This window comes from Hymenobacter sediminicola, from assembly GCF_014250515.1.
Classification (GTDB): Bacteria; Bacteroidota; Bacteroidia; order Cytophagales; family Hymenobacteraceae; genus Hymenobacter; species Hymenobacter sediminicola.
Window position 1 is genome coordinate 3,374,192 of the sequence record NZ_CP060202.1, and the last position, 25,614, is coordinate 3,399,805.

Genomic DNA, 25,614 nt, shown 5'->3' on the forward strand with positions numbered 1-25,614 from the left:
CTAGTCCGGGCGGGGCTTGGTCAGCATCAGCTTCAGATTCAGGCGTACTACGTCGCCCATGGAGCGGCAGCGGCGAAACTGGTCGGTGCCGTGGTGCTGGCCGAGTTGAAGCTTCAATAATTCCACTTTCTCGGGCGTCGATACCTCGTCGCGGCGCATGCAGTCGATAAGGTCTTTGAGGCGGTAGCGCTCCGAGCGGGCCCTACGGGCCATCAGGGTGCGTTCCTCGGTCTGGTATTGCCGGATGGTTTCGTCTTTCAGCAGTTTGCTGCAGAGCTGCACCACGGCACGGTTGTCCTTGAAATACTGGGGCAAATACATGGTTTTCTTGCCCTCATAGCTCTGTTGGTCGAAGTCGATGGCTCGCACACGGTACTGCTCGTCCTCGAAATCAGGCGTCACATCAATGACGTAGTTGTAGGCGCGCATATCGCCGAGCAGGCGGGCAAAGCACCGCTCGTTGAACTTCACGAATTCCTTGGCAATACGCACTTGGTTGAGGTGAGGAGCCCGCAGCCGGTCCCGGATAAAATCGTCGCCGGGAATACCCACAATGTGCTCTTCAATCAGCGTTTCGCCCGAAACCAGGTAGTTGAGACTGTTGGGGGAAAGCAGATGCTCCAGCTCCAGGCCATACACCCGCGAAGCATCTGCCTTCTTCACATAGAAATAGTCGTAGTTATCGTTGAGCTGATTGACAATGCGCACCCGAAACGGGTTGGAGTTGCCGAAGCGGCAGTAATCTACCCGGTCGGCCAGCAGATGCTCCGTAAACGACAGGTCGCCGTCGGTTTTCAGAATAGCGTATACCTGCGCCAGTCCGTCGCTCAGTTCCCGCAGAGACTGAGGTTCATAAAACACGGTTTCCCACATGGTATCCCGGCCCTGACGGTCGGCGAGTGGATAGGCGCCGCTAAAGTGCGTGAGGTCTTTGTAGGTAACAGGCAGGGTTGTTTCCCGGTCGTACTGCTGCAGATAGGCGCGTAGCGGCGGCTGAATAGCGTAGGTTATCTTCTTCTTGGTGATGAGCGTCATAGAAGGCAGCAGATTGAGTGCAATGTATTGTGTTTTCTGGCGGCAGACTGTGCTTATACGCAGATTCATAGCGAATCCAGGGTGGCGCTGTCTCAGCAATGCGTCAATCCGCTAACTTCGCGGAGGCCATCTTCCGGGCTTGCCCTTCTGCTATGAAAAAACCGTTTCTCCTCTTGTTGTGCCTGGTGCTGTTGGTGCCGGTTACGTCGCCGGGCTGGGGTTTCTTTGCCCACCGCACCATTGCACAGATTTCTGTGTATACGCTGCCAGCTGCCCTCCAGCCCTTCTATTTCCGCCACATGAAGGAACTGGTGCGCCTCTCCACAGCTCCCGACGAGCGGCGCGATGCTGACCCGAAGGAAGCCAGCAAGCATTTCATTGATATGGACCACTTCGGCGACAACCCGTTTGGGGCCATGCCCAAAGCCTGGGACAAAGCCGAAGCCAAGTATACTGCCGACACGCTACGCAAGTACGGTACTGTGCCTTGGACCATCATGGAGGTGAAGGACAACCTCACGGAAGCCTTCAAGCAGCGGGATACGCTGGCCATTATCCGCCTTTCCGCCGACCTCTGCCACTACGTAGCCGACGCCTACGTGCCGCTACATACCACTGAGAACTACGACGGCCAGCTCACGAACCAAACCGGCCTGCACTCCCTATGGGAAAGCAAGCTGCCAGAGCGCCACATTGCCGAGTACAAGCTGGACGCGGAACCGGCCAAGTACGTGAAGGATCCATTGACCGACATCTGGAAAATCCTGCAGGAATCGTATGGCTTCCTGGGCGAAACCTTTGACCGGGAAGAGAAAGTAACCCGTCAGTTTACGCCCGAAACCAAGTATAACTTCTCGCACAAATACGGCAAGACCCGGCGCTTCTATTCCGATGCCTTTGCCGATGCCTACCACAAGGAAGTGGGCGGAATGGTAGCTTTCCGGATGAAGCTGGCGCCTACTTTCGTGTCGTCGTTGTGGATGACCGCCTGGAAGGACGGTGGTAGCCCCAACATGAACGAGCTGATGGCCAAAAAGCCCGGAAAAATCGAAAAAGACTCGCTCGACAACCAACTCAAAATCTGGAAGAAAAACGGCCTGGCAGATCAGCAACTGTTGCTGGCCATGCAGAAGCAGGCGGCTGTTGTGCAGGCCGACCAGATTAACGCTGCCACCGACATGGCGCCGCCCGTGCTCGATACTGCCTCGCCGACGGAACCGGCTCCGGCCCCGGCTGCCCCAGCTGGCAACACGAAAGAAGTGGAGAAAGTGAAGGTGAAAGCCAAAACGGAGGCTGGTAGTGTCAAACTGAAAGAGAAAGAACAACCCAAGAAAAAGAAAGCAGCCAAAAAGGATGATGGCTGGGGTGCCCCGGCCAGCTCTGGCTGGTAGAAGCTCGACCTAAAATCTTACACGCCTCCAGCTGACCATAAGTGCGTTAGCAATAAGACCCTCGATGCGCATCGAGGGTCTTATTTTTTCGCCCTTTTACTGGATTCGCAATGATTTTACGCATGGACCGGCTGCCTATTGAGCTGCCTACCCCTTCCAACCCGTCGCCTAACGACGCGGCCGCCATCCAGGAACTGCTAGGCGGCAAGTTCGGCGAGATGTCGACCTTGATGAACTACACGTACCAGTCGTTCAACTTCCGGGGCCGTAACAAGCTGCGGCCTTTCTACGACCTGACTGCCAGCATTGCCGGCGAAGAATACGGACACATTGAGGTAGTAAGCTACGCCATCAACCTGCTGCTAACCGGCGTGACGAAGCGTGGCCACAACCCGGCCGAGGCCCCTTTGAAAGCCGCTGCCGACCTGCGCAACACACACCACTACATCGCCAGCGGCCAGGCCGCTCTGCCCATGGACTCCATGGGCCATTTCTGGAACGGCCAGAACGTGTTCAGTTCCGGCAATCTGCGCCTAGACTTGCTACACAATTTTTTCCTGGAGTGCGGAGCTCGTGCCAACAAGATGCGGGTGTATGAGATGGTGACGGACCCTACCGCACGCAAAATGGTCGGGTACCTGCTCGTACGGGGTGGGGTGCACGTGGTAGCCTACGCCCGCGCCCTTGAGAAGCTGACTGGTGTGGCCGTAGATAAACTCCTTCCTATTCCGAACCTGAGCAACGACAAGTTTCCGGATGCCAAGAAGTTCATGGATGAGAAAATGCACCTGAAGCTCTACACCTTCAGCAAAGACGACTACAAACAGGCGGGCATGATCTGGGAAGGTGGCTTCCATCCCGAAGATGGCCAGCCGTTGGAATTCATTCAGGGCAGTATGGAAGGTTTTCCTGCTCCCGACCTAGAGGAAGAGCCCCAGTTGAACTCGCCAGGCGAGGACGAATATGACCCGCAGATGTTCATGGATATGGCCAAAAAGATGGGTATTAAGCTGTAGCAGGCCCGAATTATAGCCTTGACGTCAGGATTCGATAGCCTCTGAATACATCCTTAAAAATAAACCTGTAGTATGTTTGAGGTGGCTGCCAACTGGTAGCCACCTCTTTCGTTTTGCCCCTCTCACCTGTTTTGATACATATGGCTGCTACGTTGCGCTTCCTTTCTGGTGTACTACCCGTGCTACTGCTTGCGGCCGCCTGCAACCAGCAACAGCCGGTAGAAGAAGCGCCAGTCGTGCAGGTTTCGGCTGAAAAACCTACTCCCGGTCCGGCCCTGCTGGCGCTAGCCGACAGCAACGCGGCAGCATTACTCCTCCCCTATGGCAAGCAGTATCCGGCTTCGGGCGTGATATTGCACACTCGCCTTGGCGACATCAAGGTGAAGCTCTACGACGATACGCCCATTCACAAAGCCAACTTTCTGCTTTTGTCCCGGCGCGGTGTGTTCGACGAAACAGTTTTTAACCGCGTGTTGAAAGGATTTGCGGTACAGGGTGGCGCCTCCGACCACCGTACCATCCGGATGAACCGCTACCGCCTACCGCCCGAAATTCGGACGGAGCATTTTCACCGCCGAGGCGTTCTGGGCATGGCCCGCTACGACGACGAGCAGAACCCCGGGCAGCTCTCCTCCAGCACTGACTTCTACTTTGTGCAGGGCGAAAAACTAACGTCCGCCCAAAGCCAGGCTATAGCCGGCCGGCCTCTCAGCCCGGAGCAACAGCGCGTGTATGCCACGGTAGGTGGTGTGCCCTCGCTAGATGGCAAGTACACTGTGTTCGGCGAAGTGACTGAGGGAATGGACGTGGTAGACAAAATAGCCAATGAGCCCGTCGATGCCTACAAATGGCCCCTAACCGACGTGGATATCCGGGTGGAAATACTCCCGTAGTCGAAGGACAATATAGCTGTGTCTGCTACGGGCGCCGCACCCGAATCAGCTGGCTTTTGGTAACGTCACCGGGCTGCTGCTGAAGCAGTTCACGCAGCTCAGCACGAGTGTAAGCAATGGTAGTGGGTGTGGGCTCAAATGAGAGCTGACGCAAGTCGGCGTCGGGCGTGGGCGAGTCGGTGCGGGCCGGGTGCAGGTACACGCTGTCGGGGGCTACGCGGTAGAGGTGGTAGAAGAAGTAGCGCGCTGTGGTAGTGCCCCTGGGCTGAAACTGCACCACGTATACGTCCCCCACTTTCGGGTCGGCTATCTGCTCCTGCACTGATTCGGAACGGGAGCAAGCAGCCAGTAGCAGCGGCACGAAAGCCAGCCGGCGAAGAGTCTTTTGCATGGCGCAAGATACGCGCCATTCCGGGGTGGCATTGCAGGAAACTATTCTCCTTCCAAAACAAAAAAGGCGACCCGCATGATGCGGGCCGCCTTTTTTACTGCATTCCAACAGAAGTCAGACTACCAGATTTTAGCGCGCTCGGTCTGTACACGCACCATTTTAGCATCCTCCTTGCAGCCGAAAGCCTCGTAGAACTGGGGCATGTTCTGCAGCGGGCCATTGGTACGGAACATGGCTGGTGAATGCGGGTCCGTCATTACCTGCTGGCGCAGATACTCCGGGCGGGCATTGGTACGCCATACTTGCGCCCAGCTCAGGAAGAAGCGCTGGTCGGGCGTGAGGCCGTCGTACTTAGGGTAGTTGCCGTCGGGATATTGCTTTTTCAGCTCCTTGTGTAGGGCCGTATAGGCAATGTTGAGGCCGCCGAGGTCGGCGAGGTTTTCGCCCATGGTCAGCTTGCCGTTCACATACACCGAGTCGAGCGGCGAGAAGGCAGAATACTGCTTGCCCACCATCCCGGCGCGGGTATCAAACTTCTCTGCATCCTCCTTGGTCCACCAGTCGCGCAGGTTGCCTTCAGCATCATACTGGCGGCCCTGGTCGTCGAAACCGTGCGTAATTTCGTGGCCGATAACGGCCCCCATACCGCCGTAGTTTACAGCGTCGTCTGCTTTAGGATCAAAGAACGGAGGCTGCATGATACCGGCCGGGAACACAATTTCGTTCATCGGCGGGTTGTAATAGGCATTCACCGTTGGCGGAGTCATACCCCACTCATTGCGGTCAATCGGCTTGCCGAACTTGTTGATGTTGTCCAGCGAGGACCAACGGCGAGCAGCCAGCACGTTTTTCAGGTACGACTCACGCGAGATATTCAGAGCCGAATAATCCTTCCACTTGTCAGGGTAGCCGATTTTTACGGTGAAGGCATTCAGCTTTTTCATGGCCTCGGCCTTGGTAGCGGCGCTCATCCAGTCTACCTGCTGAATATGCTCGCCCATGGCCTCCTTGATGTTGGCTACCATGGCCAGCGCCTTGGCTTTGGTTTCAGGCGTGAAGGCCTTATCCACATACAGCTGGCCGAAAGCTTCGCCCAGCGCACCGTCAGTGGCGCGGTTCATGCGCTTCCAGCGGGGCTGCTGCTGCTTGGCACCGCTCAGGACCTGCGTGAAACGGAAGGCCTCGTCGCCATAGGCTTTCGGCAGCGCCGAAGTCAATGATGTTACTTTGTGCCAGCGCAGGTAGGTTTTCAGGTCGGCCAGCGGCTCGCTTTTCAGCATGGCGCTTTCTTCCTTGAAGAAGGCCGGCTGACCTACAATCACCTCTTTTGCTGCGCCCAGCTTCATTTCCTTGAGGGCCGTGGGCAGCGCCAGGTTCGGATACTGCTTGTTCAGCTCCGCCAGCGTCATTTTGTTGTAGTTGGCGTATGGGTCGCGCAGGTCTACACGGCTCTTGCTGGCTTTGGCGAGGCGCGTTTCCAGACGCATTACCGTGGCCGCATTTTTAGCAGCTGTGGCTTCGTTGTCGCCCAGCATTTTAAACGTATTCACGAGGTAAGTCGTGTAGGCGTTGCGGATGCCTTTCGAGCGGGCATCGTCCTTGAGGTAGTAGTCCCGGTCGGGCAGCGAAAGGCCGCCTTGGTAGATCTGAACGGCATATTCAGTGCTCTTCTTCTCATCCTGGCCTACGCCGCTGCTGAAGAAAGCACCTGTGCCCTCCAGCTGCTGCCGTACGATTTCAGCCTGCAAGCCTTTCAGGTCCTTGATGGCGGCAATGCGGTCCAGTTCGGGCTTCAGATACTTCAGGCCGGCCTTCTCGATGGCCACCGTATCCATGGCGGTAGCGTAGAAATCACCTACTTTCTGGGCGTTTGAGCCTTTGGCAGCCGACGTGTTGGCTGCGGCTTCTTCCAGAATTTGCCGCATCACGGCGTTGTTCTTGTCAGCCAGCTCGTTGAAAGAACCCCAGCGTACTTCAGCGGCCGGAATGGGGTTGTTCTTGTACCAGTTGCCGGAGGCATATTGGTCGAAATTGTCGCAGGCAGATGCCGTCAGGTCGCGGTTGGCTACGTTCAGCCCAACGCCGGGCACAATGGGCTCCTCAGTAGGAGCAGCTGGCGTGGCTGCGGCGGGCGTAGTGGAAGCCGTAGGGGTGCTGCTGGCAGCGCAGCCAGCTAGGGCCAGGCCGGTGGCGGCCACAGCGGCCAGCGTCAGGCTGTTGCGGTTTTTCATAGGAGTTGGGTTTGTGGAAATAAGGGTTGGGGCAGGCAAGGTAAGCGGATTTGAGAAATCGGGACGGCAGCCGGAGCAGCCTCGCAGCCGCACTAGCGTATTCTCTTTCTATTCCCGGTAGGAAAAGACGCCGGGTTTTCCGGGCCGTTGCACCAGCGCTTACCAGTCGTAGTACAGCCGCCACTGCCCTACTTCCAGCTGATGCGAAAACGGCACTATCAACCATTCCTGCCCGACATTTACCTCCCCTTTCACCAGCAGCACCGGCCGCTGCCGCCGCAACGAGTCGAGGGTGTTAGGCGTGAAGGCAAACGTATTGAGCCATGTATGATGCCAGGCCGCTGTCGGCTCAAACTGTGTTTCGCGCAGCAGATAGGTGTTGCCGGCATACAACGACATTGGCACTCGCCCTTGCGCAAAAGCCAGGGAGGGCAGCAGTTCATTATAGACCAGCACCGGCCGCTGGTCCATGCCTTCGGCGCGTAGCCGCTCCACTACCGGCCTAATGCCATTCAAAGCCAACTCATTCTGGCGTAGCAGGGGTTTAGCGGCCAGCAGTAGTGTAATGGTGAACAGAGTACCTGCTAGTAGCAGCTGAGCCGCATCGGGCAACCGGCGCCGGGTGTGCCAAGTGCTCAGCAGCAGTACCACCAACCCAATACCTGGCAACAGCGCGGCCGATGAGTCCAGAGTGAGGTTGAGCTCCTTTGCCAGCCACGGCAAACCAACCAAAGCCAGCAGCAACACTACCCACAGGCCCAGGCAGCCGCGGTACCAGTTGCGGCGTTGGTCGGCGGGCATTTCGTGCAGATAGTAGGCAGCAAGCAACGCTACGCCCGGAAAAATGGGCAGCACGTACAGAATCAGCTTCGACTGCGAAAGAGAGAAAAACACTAGTGGCGTTAGTATCCAGAACAAGAGCACGTTGCGCCATAGCTGCGGCAGCTTGCGCCAACCTGTACGCACCGCCTGCACCATAAGCAGCACCGACCAGGGAAGCCCCGTGGCAGGCGCCAGCACTAAGTAGAACCACCACGGTTTGGCCCGGCCGAATGCCTCCGCATTTGCAAAGCGCTCCACAGTGTGCCCTACCAGAAAATAGCGCAGGAAGGCTGGGTTTTCAGCAATCAGAAACATATACCAGCTTAGCCCCACCAGCACAAACAGCACTACTCCCAGCAAGTGGTGCCAGGTGAAGGGCCGCCGCGTCTGGCCGCGCCGGAAATAATATCCGACCAGGACCATGAGGGGCAGCACAAATCCGACCGGCCCCTTGGTCAGGAAGGCCAACCCCAAGGCCAGCCAGCACACATACAGGCCCCACCAGCGTCCATCGTGGTAGTGGCGCAGCAGGCCATAGGCAGCCGCCAACTCCAGCGTTGCCAAATAAGCGTCGGTCGTTACGTTGAGGGACGAAATCAGGACAACGGGCAGCGTGCCGTACAGGATAGCTGCTGTGAGGGCACGGTTGCGGTTGCCGTCGAAAAGCAGCACGCCGAGGCCGTAGACCAGCAGCACCTGCGCCAGCACCGCCAGCACCGGTAGTAGCCGCACCCCCAGCGCTGTAGGGCCGCCCAAAGTCAGACCGACGGCTGTGAGCCAGTAGGTGAGCGGAGGCTTGTGAAAATGCTCGATTCCCAGCAGCTTCGGGTGTAGCCAGTCGCGCCCGGCCAGCATTTCGCGGGCTATTTCGGCGTAGCGTGCTTCGCTGCTTTCCAGCGGCCCCCAACTGTTAATGCCCACCAGAAACGCACCTCCGAGCACTAATATGAACAGCCATAGTGCCTGGTGAGCAGAGAATACCTTTCTGATATCGGACCCTGATTGTTGAAACATTAAAACAAAATTAAAGCAAAGCGGATATCGTTGCGACTCCTTTTCTTAGCAACGGTACTTTTCGCTGGGTTTTCTGCACTTACAACTCAATTCTCTTGCTGGCCGTTATGCTTTCAGCGTAGCCTTGGAGTTTATTCTCTCAAGGGACTTTCTTCTTTTTCGCGTATGCGCACTATACTGGTTACTGGCTGTGCCGGCTTTATTGGCTCTCACCTTTGTGAATATCTGCTGACGGATGGCTGCCGCGTCGTGGGCCTCGACAACTTCGACCCATTTTACGACCGGCAACTGAAAGAAGAAAATCTGCGCCCCCTGCGCCAGCATGCTCGTTTCGCTTTCTGCGAAGTAGACCTGCGCCAGGGCCCTGATGCCCTGACGGCCGCCCTACCGGCGCTTCCCTATGATGCCGTGATACATCTGGCCGCGAAGGCCGGAGTCGGGCCTTCGCTGCGGGAGCCGGCGGCCTACCTGGAAAACAACCTGCTCGGCACGACGCACCTGCTGGAATGGATGCGTCGACACACCATCCAAACGCTGCTGTTCGCCTCGTCTTCTTCCGTCTATGGTAATACGCCGGCCACCCCATTTCGCGAGGATGAGCCACTGCTGGCCCGCTGTATTTCGCCCTATGCGGCCAGCAAACTAGCCGGCGAGGAACTGACCTTTACCTATCATCATCTGTATCAGATGAGCGTGCTCAATGCGCGGTTTTTCACCGTGTACGGCCCACGCCAGCGCCCCGACCTGGCGATTCATAAATTTGCCCAGTTGTTGCGGGCCGGGCAGCCTATTCCCGTGTACGGCGACGGTAGCACCTCCCGCGACTACACGTTCGTGGCCGATACGGTAGACGGCATTGTGCGGGGACTGAATTACCTGCTGCACCATCCCGGCACCTACGAAACCGTGAATCTGGGCAACAGCCAGCCAGTGGCTCTGCTGGATCTGGTAGCCGCTGTGGGCGCCGCCGTGGGGGTGGTGCCGCAGCTAGAGTTTCTGCCCGACCAGCCTGGCGACGTGGATATCACCTACGCCGACAACACCAAGGCCAAGCGCCTGCTCGGCTACGAGCCCCGCACACCATTAGCCGAGGGCCTGCGTCAGTTTGTGGCCTGGCTCGATGAAAAGCCGCGCAACTCCCCCCAGGCTGCGTCACTCCAGGAAGCCACCGTCTCTGAATAAGGTATGCGGGTAGCCTCCCCTACACATCACGGACCGAGCTGGCGACTAGCCAGTGTGCTGTTGGTGTGCTTTTTTTCGTTTTTCGTGCATCTGGGCTCGGCTGAAGTCAACCTGATGGAGTCGCGCAACTTTGTGGCGGCCCGCGAAATGGCAGCCGGCGGCTCCTGGCTCATTCCTACCATGAACGGGGCATTGCGGCTGGCCAAACCTCCCTTACCAACCTGGACTGTAGCGGCCGTCATTAAGCTGACAGGCCAACCCGATACTGCGGCACTGCTACGGCTGCCGGCGGCAGGTATGTCGGTGCTACTAGTGCTATTTTTTTGGGGACTGGCCCGGGAACTTACCCAGGCTCTACCGGGCGAAGAAGATGCCCCTGGCCGCACGGCTTGGCTGGCCACGCTGGTCCTGGCTAGCAGTCTGCTGGTTATTACGGTAGGTCGCGAGGGGCACTGGGATATTTTCACGCATAGCTTTCTACTGGGTGCTTTGTGGGCACTAGCGCGGGGCTGGCGGGCGGCAACTGGCGGCTGGCGCTGGTTTTTGCTCAGCGGGCTGCTGCTGGGCGGCAGTATTCTGAGCAAAGGTCCTGTCGCCTTATATGCCATGCTGCTGCCATTTTTGCTGGCTTTCGGCATGCTGCGCCTGTATCCGGACCGAGGCGCGCTTACGATAGCCCGCCGCAACGGCTTGTTTCTGCTGGTGCTGCTTGCGTTGCTGGTTGGGCTGGCCTGGCCAGCCTATCTGGCCATTCAGGACACGGTGGCGCCGGCGGCCTTAGCCGTTGCACGGCTGGAGGCTACATCCTGGGTAGAGCGCCACGCACGGCCTTTCTGGGACTACTTAAACTTCCCGGTATTTGCGGGCATCTGGGCCCCAGTAGCACTGCTGGCGCTGGCAGTGCCGTATGCCCGGCCCCGCGCCGGCCGTTTTGTACCATATCTGGCGGTGCTGGCCTGGGTACTGGCGGCGTGGCTGCTGCTGAGCATTATTCCGGAGAAGAAGGAGCGCTACATGCTGCCGCTTATGCCGCCGCTGGCGCTGTTGGTAGCCGGCCTGTTGCGCTACTTCGAAACAGCAATCCGCCAGCACCAGGCAACACGTTTAGATACTCTGCTGCTGCGCATCTGGACCGGACTACTGGCCCTTATTTTTGCGCTGCTGCCCGTAGCCCTGTTTCTTGTGCGGCTGCCCGGGTTTGGGCCCGGCACGTTGCCTTTTACTCTCACTGCATTGATTTTTGGAGCTTTAGCAGTCTGGATGATCTGGCTGCTGGTGCGAAAACCACGCCCGGTAATGCTAATGGGCATTTCCATCACGGCTATGTCGGCGCTGCTAGCAGTGTTGCTGCCGGTACACGCGGCCTGGGTAAACCGCAAAGGCGACCCTGACCTGCGCCGTGCCGAAGCATTACAGCATAATCCGGAACTCGCCCAGTTGCCCTGGTACACCTTTGAGGAACTGCATATTAAGGAAGTGTGGCGGGCTGGGCGTGCCACGCCGTCCTGGCCACGCACGCCCGACTCAGTATTGGTGCGCATGCCCGGACCAGTAGCGGTTCTGGCCAGCATCAACGTACGAGAGCAGCTACCGGCCGCATGGCGGGAACAAGTGCGCCTGCGGGTCATCGACAGCTTCTATATTGACCGCACCCGGGAGGCGGGCTACTGGCGCGTAACGGTAGTAGAGCCCCTCCCCTAGTCGGCCGCGGCCGGCTCTGCTATTGGCATGGCGGAACTGGGCTTTGCGCGCAGTTCCCGGCGTAGCAGCACGATGTTGCGCGCATATACGACCGTTCCGAAAACATTCCCCACAATCAGCACCACATCTACCGGGCGGCGCAGCACAGCATAAGTCAGGATGAGCACCGAACCCACAAAGCTCACCACCCAAAACCCCAGCGGCAGCACTGACTCGCCTTTGCGCTCAGAATACAGCCACTGATACACGAAACGCAGCAGAAAAATGGTCTGCCCAATGGTGCCCAATGCCAGCACGCCGGCCGGAATACCGTGGCTCAGCATCCCTCTCAGGCTGAAATGCTGGTTGCCGACCACGAACCAAGCTAGCATGGCCAATGGAAACACGTAGGCGCTGGCCCGGAAAATGCCGCTCAGCTTGCGCCACTCGCCCAGCAGCTGCAGGTTACGGATATAGATGCCGTAGCTGATGAGCTGGGCCGCCAGAATCACCGGGTCGTGGCGCAGCATGCCGTAGAGTATCATCAGAAACGACGAAACCAGGCTGATTTGCCAGAACAGCGTGGGCACCAGCACGCGCTTAGCCCGCTCGCTCTGCACCCACTGAAGCACAATCCGACTACTGAACAGCAGCTGCGACGTCAGGCCAATACCTAAGGCTATCTGCTCGGTGCTAAGCATGGGCTCCGGGGCGGTGCTGCTCACCGATTTCGTAGTTTTTCCAGCGGCTCCGGATCCAGCGGAACCCGAATGTATCGACCAGCGGCTTCCAGGCCCGGTTCCAGAGGTTATACTTGGCAATGCCCGCAAAACGGGGGAAGTGCCGCACCGGGAGCTGCTTCACGCGGCCACCCTGCAACTGCACCAATGCTCCCAGAAAGCGGTGCATGCCGTGGAAAAGCGGAATGCGGCGCGCATACTCCATTTTGATGATTTTTAAGGGGCAGCCGGTGTCCTCAATACCATCGTTGATGAGCGTGCGACGCACTGTATTGGCAATCTTCGACGACAGTTTTTTTACCGCCGTATCCTGCCGCTTGGCCCGGATACCGTTCACCATATCGTACTCGGGCAGAAACTCGAAAAACTGCAGAAAATCCAGCGGCGTGGTTTGAATATCGGAATCGATGTAGCCGATGAGCGTGCTGCGGCAATGGTCGATGCCGGCCTTGATGGCCGTACTCAGGCCTCGGTTTTCGCTCAGGCTGATAAACTCGTAGTGCTGGTTCTGGTGGCAGATGTCGCGCAGCAACGCCAGCGACCCGTCTTTGGAACCATCATTCACAAACAGTACCGTGGTAGCAACGGGAGTCTGGGCCAAGAACTTATCCATCTCTACCACAAATTGCGGCAGGCTTTCTTCTTCGTCGTAAACCGGCACAAGGACCGTGAGTGTTTGCTGAGCCAGATAGGGCGTGGCAGTTGGGTAGCTCATAGGGTACAGAACAGGCCGGAAAGTTTAAGCCAAGATATGGAAGCCATACCGCGAAACGAACCTATATGTTGTGAAACCCGGCCGCAAACCAGCAACTCTCTCCCCGAACCGAAGGTCCCGGCTCCGGATGGTGCAATGGCCGCCCGCAATAGGTAGGCAGCCTCTGCTGTTTTCTTCCTGTGGTTTGCGGCTGCACTGGCACCATCCCTTCGCACCTGCTACCTTTACTACCTATGCCGCCCCTCTACAATCGTCGTTCTGAACCAGGTTTGCCGGCTTCGGCGCTGCCCCCTGTGGCTCTGCCGCTGGCGGAGTTGCTGCTGCGAGTGAAGCAGACGCTCACGGAACGATTTGCCGACTCCTACTGGGTGGTGGCCGAAATTGCCGACCTCACGTTGCCGCGCTTCGACGGCTCCCACTGCTACCTCACCCTCACCGACCAGCACCAGACCGGCCGCGGCGCTCAGCTGAAGGCCCAGGCTCGCGCCACCATCTGGAGCCAGCGCTACCAGCAGGTGGCCCCGGCGTTTGAAGAGCACACGGGGCAGGAGCTTCGGGTCGGCCTGAAAATCATGCTGCGCGTGCAGGTGAAGTTTCACGAGCAGTACGGCCTGAGCCTTGATGTGCTGGCCATTGACCCGACCTACACAGTAGGCGAACTGGCCCGCCAGCGCCTCGAAACGTTGCGCAAGCTGCAGGAGAAAGGGTTACTAGACCGTCAGCGGGCACTGCCGTTGGCACTGGCACCCCAGCGGCTGGCCATCATTTCCTCGCCCACAGCCGCCGGCTTTCAGGATTTTGTGCGCCAGCTGGAAGAGTCGCCGTATGCGTTTTCTCTGGCGCTGTTTCCGGCCAGCATGCAGGGCACAGAGGCGCCGGCCAGCATCAGGGCCGCACTGGACACTATTCGGCCCCGGCGCCGGTATTTCGATGCGGTGGTCCTGATTCGGGGTGGCGGCTCCAAAATCGACCTGCTGGCCTTCGACGACTACGGCCTCGCCGCCGCCATCGGGGCCTTTCCGGTGCCGGTGCTTACAGGTATCGGGCACGAGCGGGACGAAGCCGTAGTGGACTTAGCGGCCCATCTGGCCCTGAAAACGCCGACTGCTGTTGCAGCGTTTCTGGCTGAGCGGCTGGCCCGGCTGGATGCCGTATTTGATGGCTACGCGGGCCGTATTCGGGAGGTGGCCCAGGAAGTAGTGCAAGCATCCGCAAGCCACTTCGACCGGCTGGGGCGCCGTACCCATCTGGCGGCTCAAAACCGCCTGCAGGAACATTATACTGCGCTGCGCCAACGGGTGCGGGCAGCGGCTCCGTTGGCCCGCCTTCGGTTGCGGCAGCAGGAGCAGCAGCTTGGCCAGCACCGGCAGGCACTGCAACGGGCCGCCCACCACGCTGCTGAAGGCCAGCACCGGCAGTTGCGGCGGCTGGGCCATACACTGGCCCGCCGCTTCCGCTATCTGCATAGGCGGCGGCGCGAGCAGCTGCTCACCCACCGGTTTCAGCTGCAGCTGGCTACCGAACGGTTGCTGCACCGTGCTGAAATCCGGCTGCTCACGCTGCGCATGCCGCCAGCGGCGCAACCTGCAGCCGATTGACCTGATTTCAGGGCAGCATTTACCCTGAACCAGCCTGCTATCTTTACGGGCTATTACCTGCTTTGCCTTATCCCATGGAAACCACTTACCGCGACGCCATAGCTGAGCTTGAATCCATTCTGCGCGCGCTCGAAACCGATACGGTGGATGTAGACGAGCTAACGGCGCGAGTGCAGCGCTCTGCTACCCTCATCCGGCTCTGCAAACAAAAGCTCCGCACAGCCGAAGATGCCATTGACCGGGTCTTTGAGAACCTAGACCAGGAAGAAGAGCTTCCTGAACCCGAGCCGGAAGCACCTACGCCGGCTCCGGCAGCCCGCCGCCAGCCCCGGGCACCCCGTGAAACCGGCGGCGGACTGCTCTTCTGAGCTGACTAAGATGTCCCCAGCGGGCAGGTGAGTAAAGAAGTTTGCTTGCCCTCAATTTGGTTTGGCTTATATTTGAATGCCCCAACCAATTGGCGGTTTTGTCCCATTCTTCTCACACTCTATTGCCTCCTCTATGGATCCGGACTGCGGCCCTCTCACAGACACATCAGGTTCAACTATTCCTCTCGACGACGCTGTCACCTGGACCGGGAACTATCAGACAGCTCACCCAAACAAGCTTCGCTCGGTATATTTTACCTCAGAAGTGTTTCAGGCCCTTATAGACCAGCCGGGTGCGAAAGGCATCCGCATCTACCTCGCTAATTCGGGAGCTACTACCGAAACGCTTGACACCATGATTCTGGTGAGTGCTACCGCCAGCGCCGACCTGACTACGGTGGGCGAGTATGAGCTGTATGACCATGGCACCGGAACGCCCCCCTGCCCTGTAATCAGTCCACTCAATCATTAAGCCGAGGCCATGACCATGCCGGAATCTGACGCGCTGAAGCTTGCGATACACATTTTCTATTACATAGGACAGTGTTCTATCCTACTCCCGCTGTACTTCGGGTTCCGGTATTGGCCTTCTCTCTCGGCCGGACTGCGGGCTATGGTTTACTGCTGTCTGATGTGGACCGCCATGACGATTTTGGGGGAAGCCTGCGGCAAGCTACTTGGCTACAACATAGCCGTGTGGCAGACGGTGGATATTCTGGATGTCTGGTTTATCGGCGCCGTCTACTACCATATCCTACGCTTCCGGCTGCGCCGTTATTTCCTGCTAATCGGGGTGCTGTACACAGCCTTTGCCCTGGTTGATATGTTCATTATCAACGACCTCTGGAACGGCATTAAAAACGAGTTGGTGACCGTCAACAACTACACGCTGGTTGTGAAGCATCTGCTGCTGGTCAGTCTGATTCTGCTGTACTTCGAGCAGAGCCTGCGCCACCTGCGCAATGTGGCGCTGGAGCGTGACCCGGTATTCATCGTAAGTGTAGCGTTGCTGATATTTCACGCGGGAACTTTTGTCTTATTTCTAGTTCGAACTAGCCTAACCAGCTATTGGGAATATAACTCCATCACGATTCCATTACTCACTACACTGAACTTGGTGATGTATGCGTTGCTGTCCTACGCCTTCTGGCTGACCGGGCATGAACCTCAGACCATCCCAAAAGCTGCGCATTCGCAGTCAGCTCATTCCTAGACGAGTTTTATTAGTACTGCCGCCAAGCGCCTTGCTTACGGTGAGCGAAGGCCTGTGCGCGCGCTGGCAATCCGTCTACTTCTTCGTATCTTCCCAAACCGGAAGGCACTGAAAACGCGCTAGTTCTTCAATTATTGAACTCAGGCTGCTGCTGGCTGCACCTATGCAGCAGCTCGTCATCTATTTCTACCGGTTTATCTACTCTTACCCATTATGAAACCACCTATTCTCTCCTTACTGGCCGCCGGCCTGTTCCTAGTCTGTTTACCAGGCTGCCAAGAGCAACAGAATGCCGCCGCGCCCAATAAGTCAGTCGTTCAGAACATAGCCGGCGCTGGTGAGCAAATCAGCATGGACCAGGCCATTTCCTGGACGCACAACTACCGCAGCCACTATCCGAGCGGCCTGCGCGCCGTGGGCTATAGTGCTCAGGGCATCCAGAGCCTACTAAGGCAGGAAGGCTGCATCGGTATCCGCATCTACAATGCCACCACCGATGCCGGCGAAGACCTCTATATATTGGTAGGAGTTGATGCCGCTGGCCACGACCAGACCTATGCTAGCCTACTCGACGCCGCCCCACGTTGTCCGGTGTGGTGCGCCGTTAGCCCACTTGCGGGAGATGTAAGCGCCTTTTCGGCTGCTACAGCCCCAGTTTCAGTACCACTTACTCAGGAACAGGCGGTCCGCTGGACTGGCACCTACCAGTATCACCACCCCGGCCAGCTACGCGGCGCCTACTATGATGCGGCTATTTTTGAAGAAATTCTCCACCAGGGTGCCACCACCGGCATTCGCATCTACCGCGCCTTGATGCACAATGACGAGTCTACTTTCGTGCTGGTAGGAATTGATGGCAACCACCAAGACCAAGTCGAGGCGTATCACCGCGTTTTTGCCAAAGGCTTGCCCTGCATCAGCAGTGAGTGTGCCCCTGGCAGCATCCTCGTACACTAAGTATTCCGCTTCTATTTGGCCTGAGCCAGCCCTCGCAGGTAGCGGGGGCTGGCTTTTTACTTCTATTATTTCTGGTTTGACAGCGACTGATTAATAGGTATCAGTATATTACAACCTATTCATAGTTTCGCTTCATGTTGCAACCCGTTCCGTGGCTGGTAGCGTTAGCCAAGCAGCTGAATCTGTTTTCTCTGGCAACGTGTCTCGTACCACTGGTAATCGGGCTGCGTTACTGGTCCCGGCTGGAGCGGCCATTGCGCATAGTTGCCCTGACGGTGGTAGCTCAAGCCAGCCTGGGTCTGCTAAGTGAGATAGGGCGGTATTTCTGGCACTACAATATTGCCTTCCTGCATCTGCTCACGGTGGCCGAAACACTGGGCTTTGGCACTACCTATCTACTGGTGTTGCGCCACCATACGCAGCGCCGCGTGCTACTGGGCCTATTGGGCCTGTTTCTGGGAGTCGCCGTCTACGAATCCATCATCCAGGGAGGCTACCGGGCCGACGGGCCACCCAACGTAGCCACCTTCGCGCTCCAGTTCATTGTGCTCCTAACGGCCGTGCTATTGTACTTCGACCAGATCCTGCACGAGTTACTGGCCATTCTACTCGAGCGGGACCCGCTGTTTTTGGTTAGCGTAGGCGTCACGCTCTACTACGCCGGCACCGTTCTGGTTAACATTGCGGCCGAGTATATGCGCGACGGCGCCGACCCCGGTATCATCTGGATAATGTTCATTGTTCAGTTCATTCTGTTAATCTTCTTCAACACCATGCTAGCTACGGCCCTCTGGTATGCTTCGCACCCCAGCCGCCAGCCTCGTCCCGAATTACCGCTCACTCAGTAGCGAAATAAACTGTACGCTGTTCCAGAACGCGCACAAACCAGTATCTTCAAGCCCCGTCTAGGCTATTGCGAGTTGCGGGCCTATAGTTTTATGCCAGCTTCTTCCTGGGTTATTTGGGCAGCAGAACGAATGGAGCAAAGCACGCTGCTGCTACTGCTGTTCCCACTGATAATAGCCATCGTCCGGTGGGGGTTGCTGCCGCGGCCACTGCGTGTCCTTACTGTGGGGCTGGCTTGCATGGCCTTATTCATTGCTGTCCTGGCAGTGCACCCACTCTCAGAAACCGGTGAAAGTATACTCTGGCACTCCTACACCGTGGTTCAGACTCTGTTTCTGGGCAGTGTTTACTATTACGTTTTTCTGTTGCGCTGGCAGCGCTTGGCGGTAGTGGCTGCGCTAGCCTTCTTTCTGGTCTTTGCGCTACTAGATTGGTTCTGGCTGGAGCGTAACCAACCTGTACATGCTTACACACATACTCTGCAAAGCACCCTGCTTCTGAGCTTCGGGATACTCTACTTCTACCAGCTGGCCCGCCACATGCCTGCTATTCGTTTAGAAAACGACCCGTTTTTTTTAGTCACTTCGGGTATAGTAATGTATTTTTCGGGCACGGTACTACTCTATGTTTTCGTATTGCCCCTCGTTGCAGCTACCGATGCGCTGGGCCAGCACATCGTTTCACTGCTGGTATCGGGAGTGGCCGTGCTACAGTATAGTTTGTTTGCTTTAGCCTTTTACCGCGCCTCCCGGCCGTCCTCGTTGCTACTTCATGAATAACTGGCTGGTTCCTGTGCTGCTGGCAACGCCGGTTCTGCTGCTGCTGGCCTTGGGCATTGTGGCCTTTGTGCTACGCTATCAGCGGCGGCTACTACGCCAACAGGAGCAACTGCGCCAAGTACGCGAGACTTCTCAGCAGCAAGCACTTGAAGCTGCTCTGCTGGCTCAGGAAGAGGAACGCCGCCGTATTGCCGCAGACCTGCACGATGGTGTCGGCACCACACTGGCCATCGTGAAGCTGCACCTGAGCACGCTGGGGCAGCCTGGCCTTACGCAGGAAGCCACTTCCCTGCTCGACCAAGCCATTACGGAAGTACGCCGTATCTCGCGCAACCTGTTGCCGGCCGCGCTACAGAAGTTCGGATTGCCTTTCGCGCTTGACGCCTTGGCCCGGACGGTGCCCGCCGACGGCCCCACCCGGCTCCTACTCGAACAGCGTGGGCAACCCCGGCGCCTTGAGCCCAAGTATGAGCTTATTGTGTACCGCGTGGTGCAGGAGCTGATTGGCAACGGCCTGCGCCATGCGCACGCCGAGGTCATCAGCGTCATTGTGGACTTCGGTACCGATACGCTTTCGTTGCATTACACCGACAACGGTGTGGGCTTCGACCCTGCTTTGGTAGAAGCGGCACCCCTGCCTGGCTCCCGTACCGGCCACGGCCTTACCAACCTGCGCAGTCGCGTGGCCGTGCTCCAGGGCACGCTCCGCTATGAGTCTGGCCCAGGGGCCGGTAGCCAGGTTTGGATTTCCTTCCCTATTCCGTATCTTACTGCCCTTCAGGCACCTGTTCTCTCTGCTGCCCTATGACTCCCTCGCCTGCACTCATTCGTTTAGCTGTAACCGACGACCATATTCTCTTTCGCAAAGGTCTTCGGGCCCTTATCAGTGGCTTCCCTGGAATGGAAGTTCTATTTGAAGCGGGCGACGGGGAAGAACTGCTTCAGCGCCTCGACCAGGGCACGTTGCCGGATGTAATTCTTATGGATCTGCAGATGCCCAACCTCGACGGCTTGCAGACGGTACGGCTGTTGCGCGCGCAGTATCCCCGGATTCGGGTTATCATCATTTCCATGCACGATGAGCCGGAACTGATTGACAGCTTGAAGGCCGAAGGCGCACATGGTTACCTACTCAAAAACGCCAGCCCCGAAGAAGTACGCGGCGCCATTCTGGCCGCCCACAATAGTGAGTCGCAGCCGGCAATGGCTTCTACCCAGATTTAGTGCGCATTGGCAAGTAGCCACTACCAACCCGGTAGCTCATTATGCCATCAACATAAAAGCGCCGGCTCCACTAGGAGCCGGCGCTTTTATGTTGATGCTCGACAAGAGTAGCTTGGTTACAGGCCTACTGCCATGCCCACCGTGAAGGTACGGCCACGGTTGAAGAAGGCTTGGATCAGGTTAGGGTCTACCACGTTTGAGTTGTTGCGATTCGAGACGTCCGTGAAATAGTACTCGTTCAGCACATTCAGTACCGAGGCGCGGAAGCTCACACGGGCTCCATGAATCGGCTTCAGCTCATACCCAAAATGGATATCGAGGTTGCGGCTGGTGGGCAGACGATACGAGTCGGTGCTGCTCTCTTCGTTCCGGATGTTGTCCGGGTTGAAGTCGGCGAAGTACTTCGAAAACAGCAGGAACGACGGCCGAATGTAGAAGTTGGTGAACGGCTCGTAGCGCAAGCCCAGCTGGAACTGGTTCTGGGCGGCGTCGCCGACGTGCACCCCGTCCAGATAAACTGGCTGATCTGGCTCGCCGATAATTTCATTGGCTTCATTGGTCTGGTTCACCAGTCCTTTGCCAACCCAGCGCCAGTCGCCGAGAGAAATAGCAGCATTCAGCTGCAGGCGGCGGCTAATATCCTGCGCAACGGCCATTTCGATGCCCATATGGCGAGCATCTACGTTGCGGACGTTGGTGTAGGTAGGCACGCCGTCCAGCGTCTGGAAGGAAGTAGTCGTTTTGTTAGCCCACAGTGTGTAGTAGGCGTTCAGAGTAGCTTTCAGGCTGGGGTACGTGATACCGTACCCCAACTCAACGCTGGTAATGCCTTCGGGCTTCACTCCCGCGAATTGGCGGCCCTGGGTGTTGAACACAAAGTTGAAGAACGGCACTTTGCTGTTGTAGCCCACATTGAAGAACAGGTTGTTGCGCTCCGTGAGGTTGTAGTTGGCACCGCCCTTTACACTATAACCCCGAAACTTCACCCAGTCCGTCTCCACGTAGCTGCCATCGGCGTTGGTATAGATCTGCCCGTCAATCACCTGCGTCTGCCCGAAAGCAACAGGGTACGTCTGGCCATTCACATTCACCACTTTAGGCTGGAAGTAGTCGATACGCTTGTAACGGATTTCGGAGAGGGTGCCACTAAGCACCGCCGAGAATACCGGCGTTTTGTATTCTACCTGGCTATAGCCCCCGATCCAGCGCGTTTTGCCGTCGTAGTTGTAGCTGAGCTTGTCGCCCACTCGCAGGCGGCTGTTGGGGTCAGAATTCCGGTCCGCAATTGGCCGGACGTAGTCACCGCCCAGCAGGTCGCGCACCTCACGGTAGTGGAGGCCATAGTAGCTGCGGCCATCCACGCCAGCAGAAAGCGTGAGGTTTTCCTTCAGCTTATAGTCGCCGCCCACCACGAAGCCATACCAGCGGTGGTTATTGACGTTGTTGATGAGAAACTGCGTCGACTGGCGCTCTTCGTTGATGTTCCGCACGCCCCCGACTGTGGGGTAATTGCGGACGTTGAAATCGTAGATGCCCTGGAAATCCGTCTGGCCCGTAGCCGAGTTGGCTCTGATAGTGCTGGAGTTGCCGCTGGTCAGGCCGCTCACCCCGCCACCCCGGCCGTAGGAAGCGTACAGTACCGTGCTGATGAACAGCCGGTCGTTTACCTGCCAATAGTCGTTGAGGTTGATCTGGGGTTTATGGTAGTAGTTGGAGCGCTCATTCAGCGTTTCCTCTTTCCCAGTATCGTAGGTAGCATCGGTGCTGGGGTCATATTTATAGCGCGTCAGAGAGCCCCAATACGGATTGTACTTGAAGCCGCGGTTGCCGTTGTTGACGAGGCGGGCGCCCAGTTCGCGGGCTTTTTCATCGGAGTACAGGCCCACCTGTGCCTGGAACGTGCGCTGGCCATGGCTCTGGGGTGAACCCATGCCGGTCAGCGACAGGCGGTGGTTGCCGATACGCTTGCTGATGTTGCCAAAGTAAGTCCAGGCATCGTCATACGCTTTGTCTACCCAGCCGTCGGAGGTGCGGCGGGAGCCGAAGGCCGTAAAAGTCCAGTCGCCTTTCACGGTGCCACTGCTCAGCATCAACGACGCTTTGCGGTAGTTGTTGGAGCCGGTTTCCAGACGTGCCAACACGGCTTTTTTGCTATCGAAGCCTTTGGTAACCACATTGATGGTACCTCCCACAGACGGCACGGCAATCTTGGAAGCCGACAAGCCCCGCTGCACCTGCAGGCTCTGCGTTACGTCGCCTAGGTCCCAGTTAGACCAGTACACGGCGCCGTTTTCCATATCGTTCACCGGCACCCCGTTCACCATCACAGCCACGTTGCGCTGGTCGAATCCCCGGATATTGATGCGGGAGTCGCCGGAGCCGCCGCCACTCTGGGTAGCATACACACCTGGCGTTTCGTTCAGGATCATGGGCAGGTCCCGGTTGGAAAGCGTTTCGCGCAGCTTCACCTCATTCACGGTCGAATACGCTACCGGCGTTTCACGTTCTACGGCAATACCCAGCGTACCTACTACCTGCACCTCATTGAGGGTGGCATTATCAGCATCGAGCCGGAATGTGGCCACCGAGTTCTGGTTGCCGATGGTTACGGTCTGCTGGCTAGGTTTGTAGCCGATAAAAGACGCCTTTACTACGTAAGTGCCCGGCTTCAGATTAGGTACAGCGTATGTGCCGCTGGCCTCGGTTCCGGCGCCGGTGTTCACACCGTTGCCCGTGACTTGCACGGTAGCGCCAGGCAGTTCTTCGCCCGTCAGCTTATCGAGCACGCGGCCCTTGATGGAATAAGTGCCCTGTGCCGCTGCCGTCATCACGGTCAGGCAGGTCAGCAGGGAGGTTAGTACTGGTTGTTTCATACCTAAAAGCAGGAGACGCGGGGTTTGCGCCATGCAAAGGTAAGGGATTGATGGGGAGCCTAAAAGCCCGATACGTGGAGTTTATCCGATGCTGCGTACTGCGGCTTCTATTTGGTACCACTCCCCCTGCTCAGCAATAGTGCGCTACCGAAACCTGCCTCGGGTTTACGCTGAGCTTTACCGAACCCAACTACATCGAGTACCAGCCAAGCGCAACAGCTCCACTCCGCCAGGTACCGGCGCGGGAAGGCGCGGGAAGGCGCGGCGCAGGTAACCCGCATGGCCAGACGTTGAGGTTATTCCAGTTCCACGCCTGGGTCCCAGAACAGCTTTTTGAAGTCCACCACCTGGTCGTCCTGTACGCGTACCCCTTCCGCTTCCAACGCTTCCTGCATGGCGGTGGGCGTGGCAAAATGGTGGCGGCCCGTGAGCAGCCCGTTGCGGTTGACGACGCGCTGAGCGGGCACTTTTTCGAGGCCCAACGCCGGAGCCGCCGCAATGAGAGCATAGCCCACCATACGGGCGCCATGCCGAGCTCCCAGGTAGTGCGCAATTGCTCCATAGGTAGTTACGCGGCCCGGTGGTATCAGGCGTACGACTTCCTCTACATCCTGAAAAAAATTACGACTAGTGTCCGACTGATTTTTAGGGGAGTCCATACAGATAACAGGGTTTTAACAAGAAATTCTGCTACTACGGTGGAGGTAGCCGCTCAAGCCCGTCAATAACAAGCCGCATACGCAGGCGTAAAGGAAGCCAACGCTTTTCACCTCAAAAACTACCCTACCTATATGTCACTTTTCTCAAAAAAACTCGAGACTCTCGAAGACTTATTTCAGCATGAGCTCAAGGACCTCTACAGCGCCGAAAACCAGCTGGTAAAGGCGCTGCCCCAAATGGCTGCCGCGGCCAAGGATGGGCGCCTGCGGGCTGGTATTGAGAAGCACCTCAAGGAAACCACGAACCAAGTAGCTCGCCTCGAAAAGATTGGCAAGTTGCTGGATATTGACCTAGACGGCGAAACCTGTAAGGCCATGGAAGGCTTGGTGAAAGAAGGCCAGAAAACCCTGTCGGAAAATGCCACTGACGAGGTAATGGACGCTGCTATTATTGCAGCTTCGCAACGAATTGAACATTACGAAATATCAGGATATGGCACAGCGGCTCACTACGCCGACCGTCTAGGCTATGCCGAAGCGGCTCAACTGCTTCGCCAGACACTGGATGAAGAGCAGCTGACGGACACCAAGCTGAATGACCTTGCCAAAAATTATATTAACCAGAAGGCAATGCAGTAAACAAGAAGGTTTTGTGCCCCTGCTACACTGCTTTGCACAAAAAAAGCCTGCAACCTGCGGGCTTTTTTTGTGTCTTCCCACGCTGGCTGTTCCCATCGTGGACAAGAGTAAACCCAAAGCAAACAGTTAGCGTTGTCAACCGTTATCTACCGGTGTCCAACACTTCTGTTGGCTCCATATGCTGTTTATGCAAACCCAAGAACACGAGGAAATAGAAGTAGCCGAAGTACCTGCCGGCAAAAGCCGCCGTCTGCTCTGGATTCTGGTTACGCTGGCCGTTGTGGCCGGGCTGGTCTTTGTTAAGATGAAGTATTTCCCTTCGCCGAACGCCGACGGCAAAGGCGGTGGCGGCAAAGGGGCAGGCTCCGGCAAAGGTGGACCCGGCGGAGCCGGTGGCAAAGGCGGCGCCCAAAAGCTACCGGTACAGGTATACGTGGTGAAACCCACCAACCTTTCCGACGAGGTAGCCGCTACTGGCTCGGTACTGGCAGATGAGTCGGTGGTGATTAAGAGCGAGCTGTCGGGCAAAATCACCAGCCTGAATATCCGGGAAGGCCAGCCGGTGCGCAAAGGTCAGCTACTGTTCAGCATCAACGCCGACGAAGCACAGGCCGGCATCCGGAAACAAGAATACAACATCAAGCTTTTCCGTGACCAGGAGCGCCGCCAGCGCACTTTGCTGGACAAGGAATATATCAGCGCCCAGGAGTATGAGCAGGCGAATAACCAGTTGCTCACGGCCCAGTCGGATTTGCAGGCGCTACGCGCTACGCTGGACCGTGCGTTTGTGAAAGCCCCTTTCGATGGTGTGCTAGGCCTGACTACCGCCACCGTGGGTACTTACGTGAGCCCCGGCACCGAAATTACGACCCTTTCCCGCGTGCGCCCTGTCAAGATTGACTTTGCTGTGCCGGGCCGTTTTGCCAACAATGTGCGCGTCGGTGACGTGGTGAGCGTAACGGACGAGGCGACCAACAAAAAGTACGATGCCAAGGTCTACGCCATTGACCCGCAGATTGACCCCGTGAGCCGCACCCAGCCGGTGCGAGCCCGCTACGCCAACACCAACGATGAGCTCCGGCCCGGCGCTTTCGTGAAAGTAAATCTGCAGCTCGGCGAGTCGACGGACGCGCTGCAGGTGCCGACTGAGGCCGTTATTCCGGAAGCCAGTGGCTACAGCGTGTACACGGTAAAAAATGGCAAAATGGCGCCGAAGAAAGTGAAAATTGGGATTCGCTCGGACAAGGTGATTCAGGTAACGGATGGCCTAGTTGTCGGCGACTCTGTGATTCGCACGGGTATTCTGCAGCTGAAGCCCGGTGATGCCGTGCGCGTGACCAAATAGCCC

The 25,614-nt window shown here is 57.5% G+C and carries 24 protein-coding genes; 16 read left to right on the top strand and 8 right to left on the bottom strand.

Features of this window, described 5'->3' with window-relative positions; all coding sequences use genetic code 11:
* Window positions 1-1,035, bottom strand: coding sequence for a hypothetical protein (locus tag H4317_RS14415; protein ID WP_185887276.1), 1,035 nt, complete (start codon window positions 1,033-1,035; stop codon window positions 1-3).
* Between the two features lie 152 nt (window positions 1,036-1,187).
* On the opposite strand from H4317_RS14415, the gene H4317_RS14420 reads away from it, so the two are divergent.
* The 3 genes from H4317_RS14420 to H4317_RS14430 all read left to right on the top strand — a co-directional run bounded on the left by H4317_RS14420 (window position 1,188) and on the right by H4317_RS14430 (window position 4,335).
* Window positions 1,188-2,426: a zinc dependent phospholipase C family protein gene (locus tag H4317_RS14420; RefSeq protein ID WP_185887277.1), complete on the top strand. Its 1,239-nt coding sequence runs from the start codon at window positions 1,188-1,190 to the stop codon at window positions 2,424-2,426.
* 110 nt (window positions 2,427-2,536) lie between these two features.
* A complete protein-coding gene (locus H4317_RS14425; RefSeq protein ID WP_185887278.1) occupies window positions 2,537-3,442 on the top strand; it encodes a manganese catalase family protein in 906 nt (301 codons plus the stop codon).
* 140 nt (window positions 3,443-3,582) lie between these two features.
* The gene (locus tag H4317_RS14430; protein WP_185887279.1) at window positions 3,583-4,335 is read left to right on the top strand and encodes a peptidylprolyl isomerase; all 753 of its coding nucleotides are present in this window, start codon (window positions 3,583-3,585) and stop codon (window positions 4,333-4,335) included.
* A 25-nt stretch (window positions 4,336-4,360) separates the two neighbouring features.
* Here the strand turns inward: H4317_RS14430 and H4317_RS14435 are convergent, their stop codons facing one another.
* The 3 genes from H4317_RS14435 to H4317_RS14445 form a co-directional block, all read right to left on the bottom strand.
* Window positions 4,361-4,726, bottom strand: a complete 366-nt coding sequence (locus tag H4317_RS14435; protein WP_185887280.1) for a hypothetical protein — start codon at window positions 4,724-4,726, stop codon at window positions 4,361-4,363.
* A 119-nt stretch (window positions 4,727-4,845) separates the two neighbouring features.
* Window positions 4,846-6,957, bottom strand: a complete 2,112-nt coding sequence (locus H4317_RS14440) for a M13 family metallopeptidase (RefSeq protein ID WP_185887281.1) — start codon at window positions 6,955-6,957, stop codon at window positions 4,846-4,848.
* Between the two features lie 159 nt (window positions 6,958-7,116).
* The gene (locus tag H4317_RS14445) at window positions 7,117-8,793 is read right to left on the bottom strand and encodes an ArnT family glycosyltransferase (RefSeq protein WP_185887282.1); all 1,677 of its coding nucleotides are present in this window, start codon (window positions 8,791-8,793) and stop codon (window positions 7,117-7,119) included.
* A 165-nt stretch (window positions 8,794-8,958) separates the two neighbouring features.
* Between H4317_RS14445 and H4317_RS14450 the strand changes: the two genes are divergently transcribed.
* Together H4317_RS14450 and H4317_RS14455 are read left to right on the top strand one after the other, a co-directional pair.
* The gene (locus H4317_RS14450; RefSeq protein WP_185887283.1) at window positions 8,959-9,975 is read left to right on the top strand and encodes a GDP-mannose 4,6-dehydratase; all 1,017 of its coding nucleotides are present in this window, start codon (window positions 8,959-8,961) and stop codon (window positions 9,973-9,975) included.
* Between the two features lie 84 nt (window positions 9,976-10,059).
* Window positions 10,060-11,676: an ArnT family glycosyltransferase gene (locus H4317_RS14455; RefSeq protein ID WP_185887284.1), complete on the top strand. Its 1,617-nt coding sequence runs from the start codon at window positions 10,060-10,062 to the stop codon at window positions 11,674-11,676.
* Here H4317_RS14455 and H4317_RS14460 read toward each other — a convergent pair.
* Complete coding sequence (locus tag H4317_RS14460; protein ID WP_260625681.1) at window positions 11,673-12,380, bottom strand: lipid-A-disaccharide synthase N-terminal domain-containing protein; 708 nt, start codon at window positions 12,378-12,380, stop codon at window positions 11,673-11,675. The two genes, H4317_RS14455 and H4317_RS14460, sit on opposite strands and share 4 nt — an antisense overlap.
* Window positions 12,349-13,110, bottom strand: coding sequence for a glycosyltransferase (locus H4317_RS14465; RefSeq protein ID WP_185887285.1), 762 nt, complete (start codon window positions 13,108-13,110; stop codon window positions 12,349-12,351). Before H4317_RS14465 ends, H4317_RS14460 begins: the two co-directional genes overlap by 32 nt.
* A gap of 233 nt (window positions 13,111-13,343) precedes the next feature.
* Between H4317_RS14465 and xseA the strand changes: the two genes are divergently transcribed.
* From xseA to H4317_RS14510, 9 genes are all read left to right on the top strand, one after another.
* Window positions 13,344-14,708: an exodeoxyribonuclease VII large subunit gene (xseA, locus tag H4317_RS14470; protein ID WP_185887286.1), complete on the top strand. Its 1,365-nt coding sequence runs from the start codon at window positions 13,344-13,346 to the stop codon at window positions 14,706-14,708.
* A gap of 74 nt (window positions 14,709-14,782) precedes the next feature.
* Entirely contained in the window at window positions 14,783-15,076 is a 294-nt protein-coding gene (gene xseB / locus H4317_RS14475; RefSeq protein ID WP_185887287.1) for an exodeoxyribonuclease VII small subunit, read from the top strand.
* 133 nt (window positions 15,077-15,209) lie between these two features.
* Window positions 15,210-15,548, top strand: coding sequence for a hypothetical protein (locus tag H4317_RS14480; protein WP_185887288.1), 339 nt, complete (start codon window positions 15,210-15,212; stop codon window positions 15,546-15,548).
* A gap of 159 nt (window positions 15,549-15,707) precedes the next feature.
* Window positions 15,708-16,289: a hypothetical protein gene (locus tag H4317_RS14485; protein WP_185887289.1), complete on the top strand. Its 582-nt coding sequence runs from the start codon at window positions 15,708-15,710 to the stop codon at window positions 16,287-16,289.
* Window positions 16,290-16,502: 213 nt separating this feature from the next.
* On the top strand, window positions 16,503-17,246 hold the full coding sequence (locus tag H4317_RS14490; RefSeq protein ID WP_185887290.1) for a hypothetical protein: 744 nt from the start codon (window positions 16,503-16,505) through the stop codon (window positions 17,244-17,246).
* A gap of 134 nt (window positions 17,247-17,380) precedes the next feature.
* The gene (locus H4317_RS14495) at window positions 17,381-18,094 is read left to right on the top strand and encodes a hypothetical protein (RefSeq protein WP_185887291.1); all 714 of its coding nucleotides are present in this window, start codon (window positions 17,381-17,383) and stop codon (window positions 18,092-18,094) included.
* Between the two features lie 90 nt (window positions 18,095-18,184).
* Complete coding sequence (locus H4317_RS14500; RefSeq protein ID WP_185887292.1) at window positions 18,185-18,871, top strand: hypothetical protein; 687 nt, start codon at window positions 18,185-18,187, stop codon at window positions 18,869-18,871.
* Window positions 18,864-19,679 (top strand): sensor histidine kinase, encoded by an 816-nt coding sequence (locus H4317_RS14505; protein WP_185887293.1) that lies wholly within the window; start codon window positions 18,864-18,866, stop codon window positions 19,677-19,679. The genes H4317_RS14500 and H4317_RS14505 overlap by 8 nt, the downstream gene beginning before the upstream one ends.
* Entirely contained in the window at window positions 19,676-20,095 is a 420-nt protein-coding gene (locus H4317_RS14510; protein ID WP_185887294.1) for a response regulator, read from the top strand. The genes H4317_RS14505 and H4317_RS14510 overlap by 4 nt, the downstream gene beginning before the upstream one ends.
* A gap of 116 nt (window positions 20,096-20,211) precedes the next feature.
* Here the strand turns inward: H4317_RS14510 and H4317_RS14515 are convergent, their stop codons facing one another.
* Together H4317_RS14515 and H4317_RS14520 are read right to left on the bottom strand one after the other, a co-directional pair.
* Window positions 20,212-22,968 (bottom strand): TonB-dependent receptor, encoded by a 2,757-nt coding sequence (locus H4317_RS14515; RefSeq protein ID WP_185887295.1) that lies wholly within the window; start codon window positions 22,966-22,968, stop codon window positions 20,212-20,214.
* A 296-nt stretch (window positions 22,969-23,264) separates the two neighbouring features.
* The gene (locus tag H4317_RS14520) at window positions 23,265-23,627 is read right to left on the bottom strand and encodes an MGMT family protein (RefSeq protein WP_185887296.1); all 363 of its coding nucleotides are present in this window, start codon (window positions 23,625-23,627) and stop codon (window positions 23,265-23,267) included.
* 132 nt (window positions 23,628-23,759) lie between these two features.
* Here H4317_RS14520 and H4317_RS14525 point away from each other — a divergent pair, with 132 nt between their 5' ends.
* The gene (locus H4317_RS14525) at window positions 23,760-24,266 is read left to right on the top strand and encodes a YciE/YciF ferroxidase family protein (RefSeq protein ID WP_185887297.1); all 507 of its coding nucleotides are present in this window, start codon (window positions 23,760-23,762) and stop codon (window positions 24,264-24,266) included.
* 187 nt (window positions 24,267-24,453) lie between these two features.
* A complete protein-coding gene (locus H4317_RS14530; protein ID WP_185887298.1) occupies window positions 24,454-25,611 on the top strand; it encodes an efflux RND transporter periplasmic adaptor subunit in 1,158 nt (385 codons plus the stop codon).
* Window positions 25,612-25,614 lie beyond the last annotated feature (3 nt).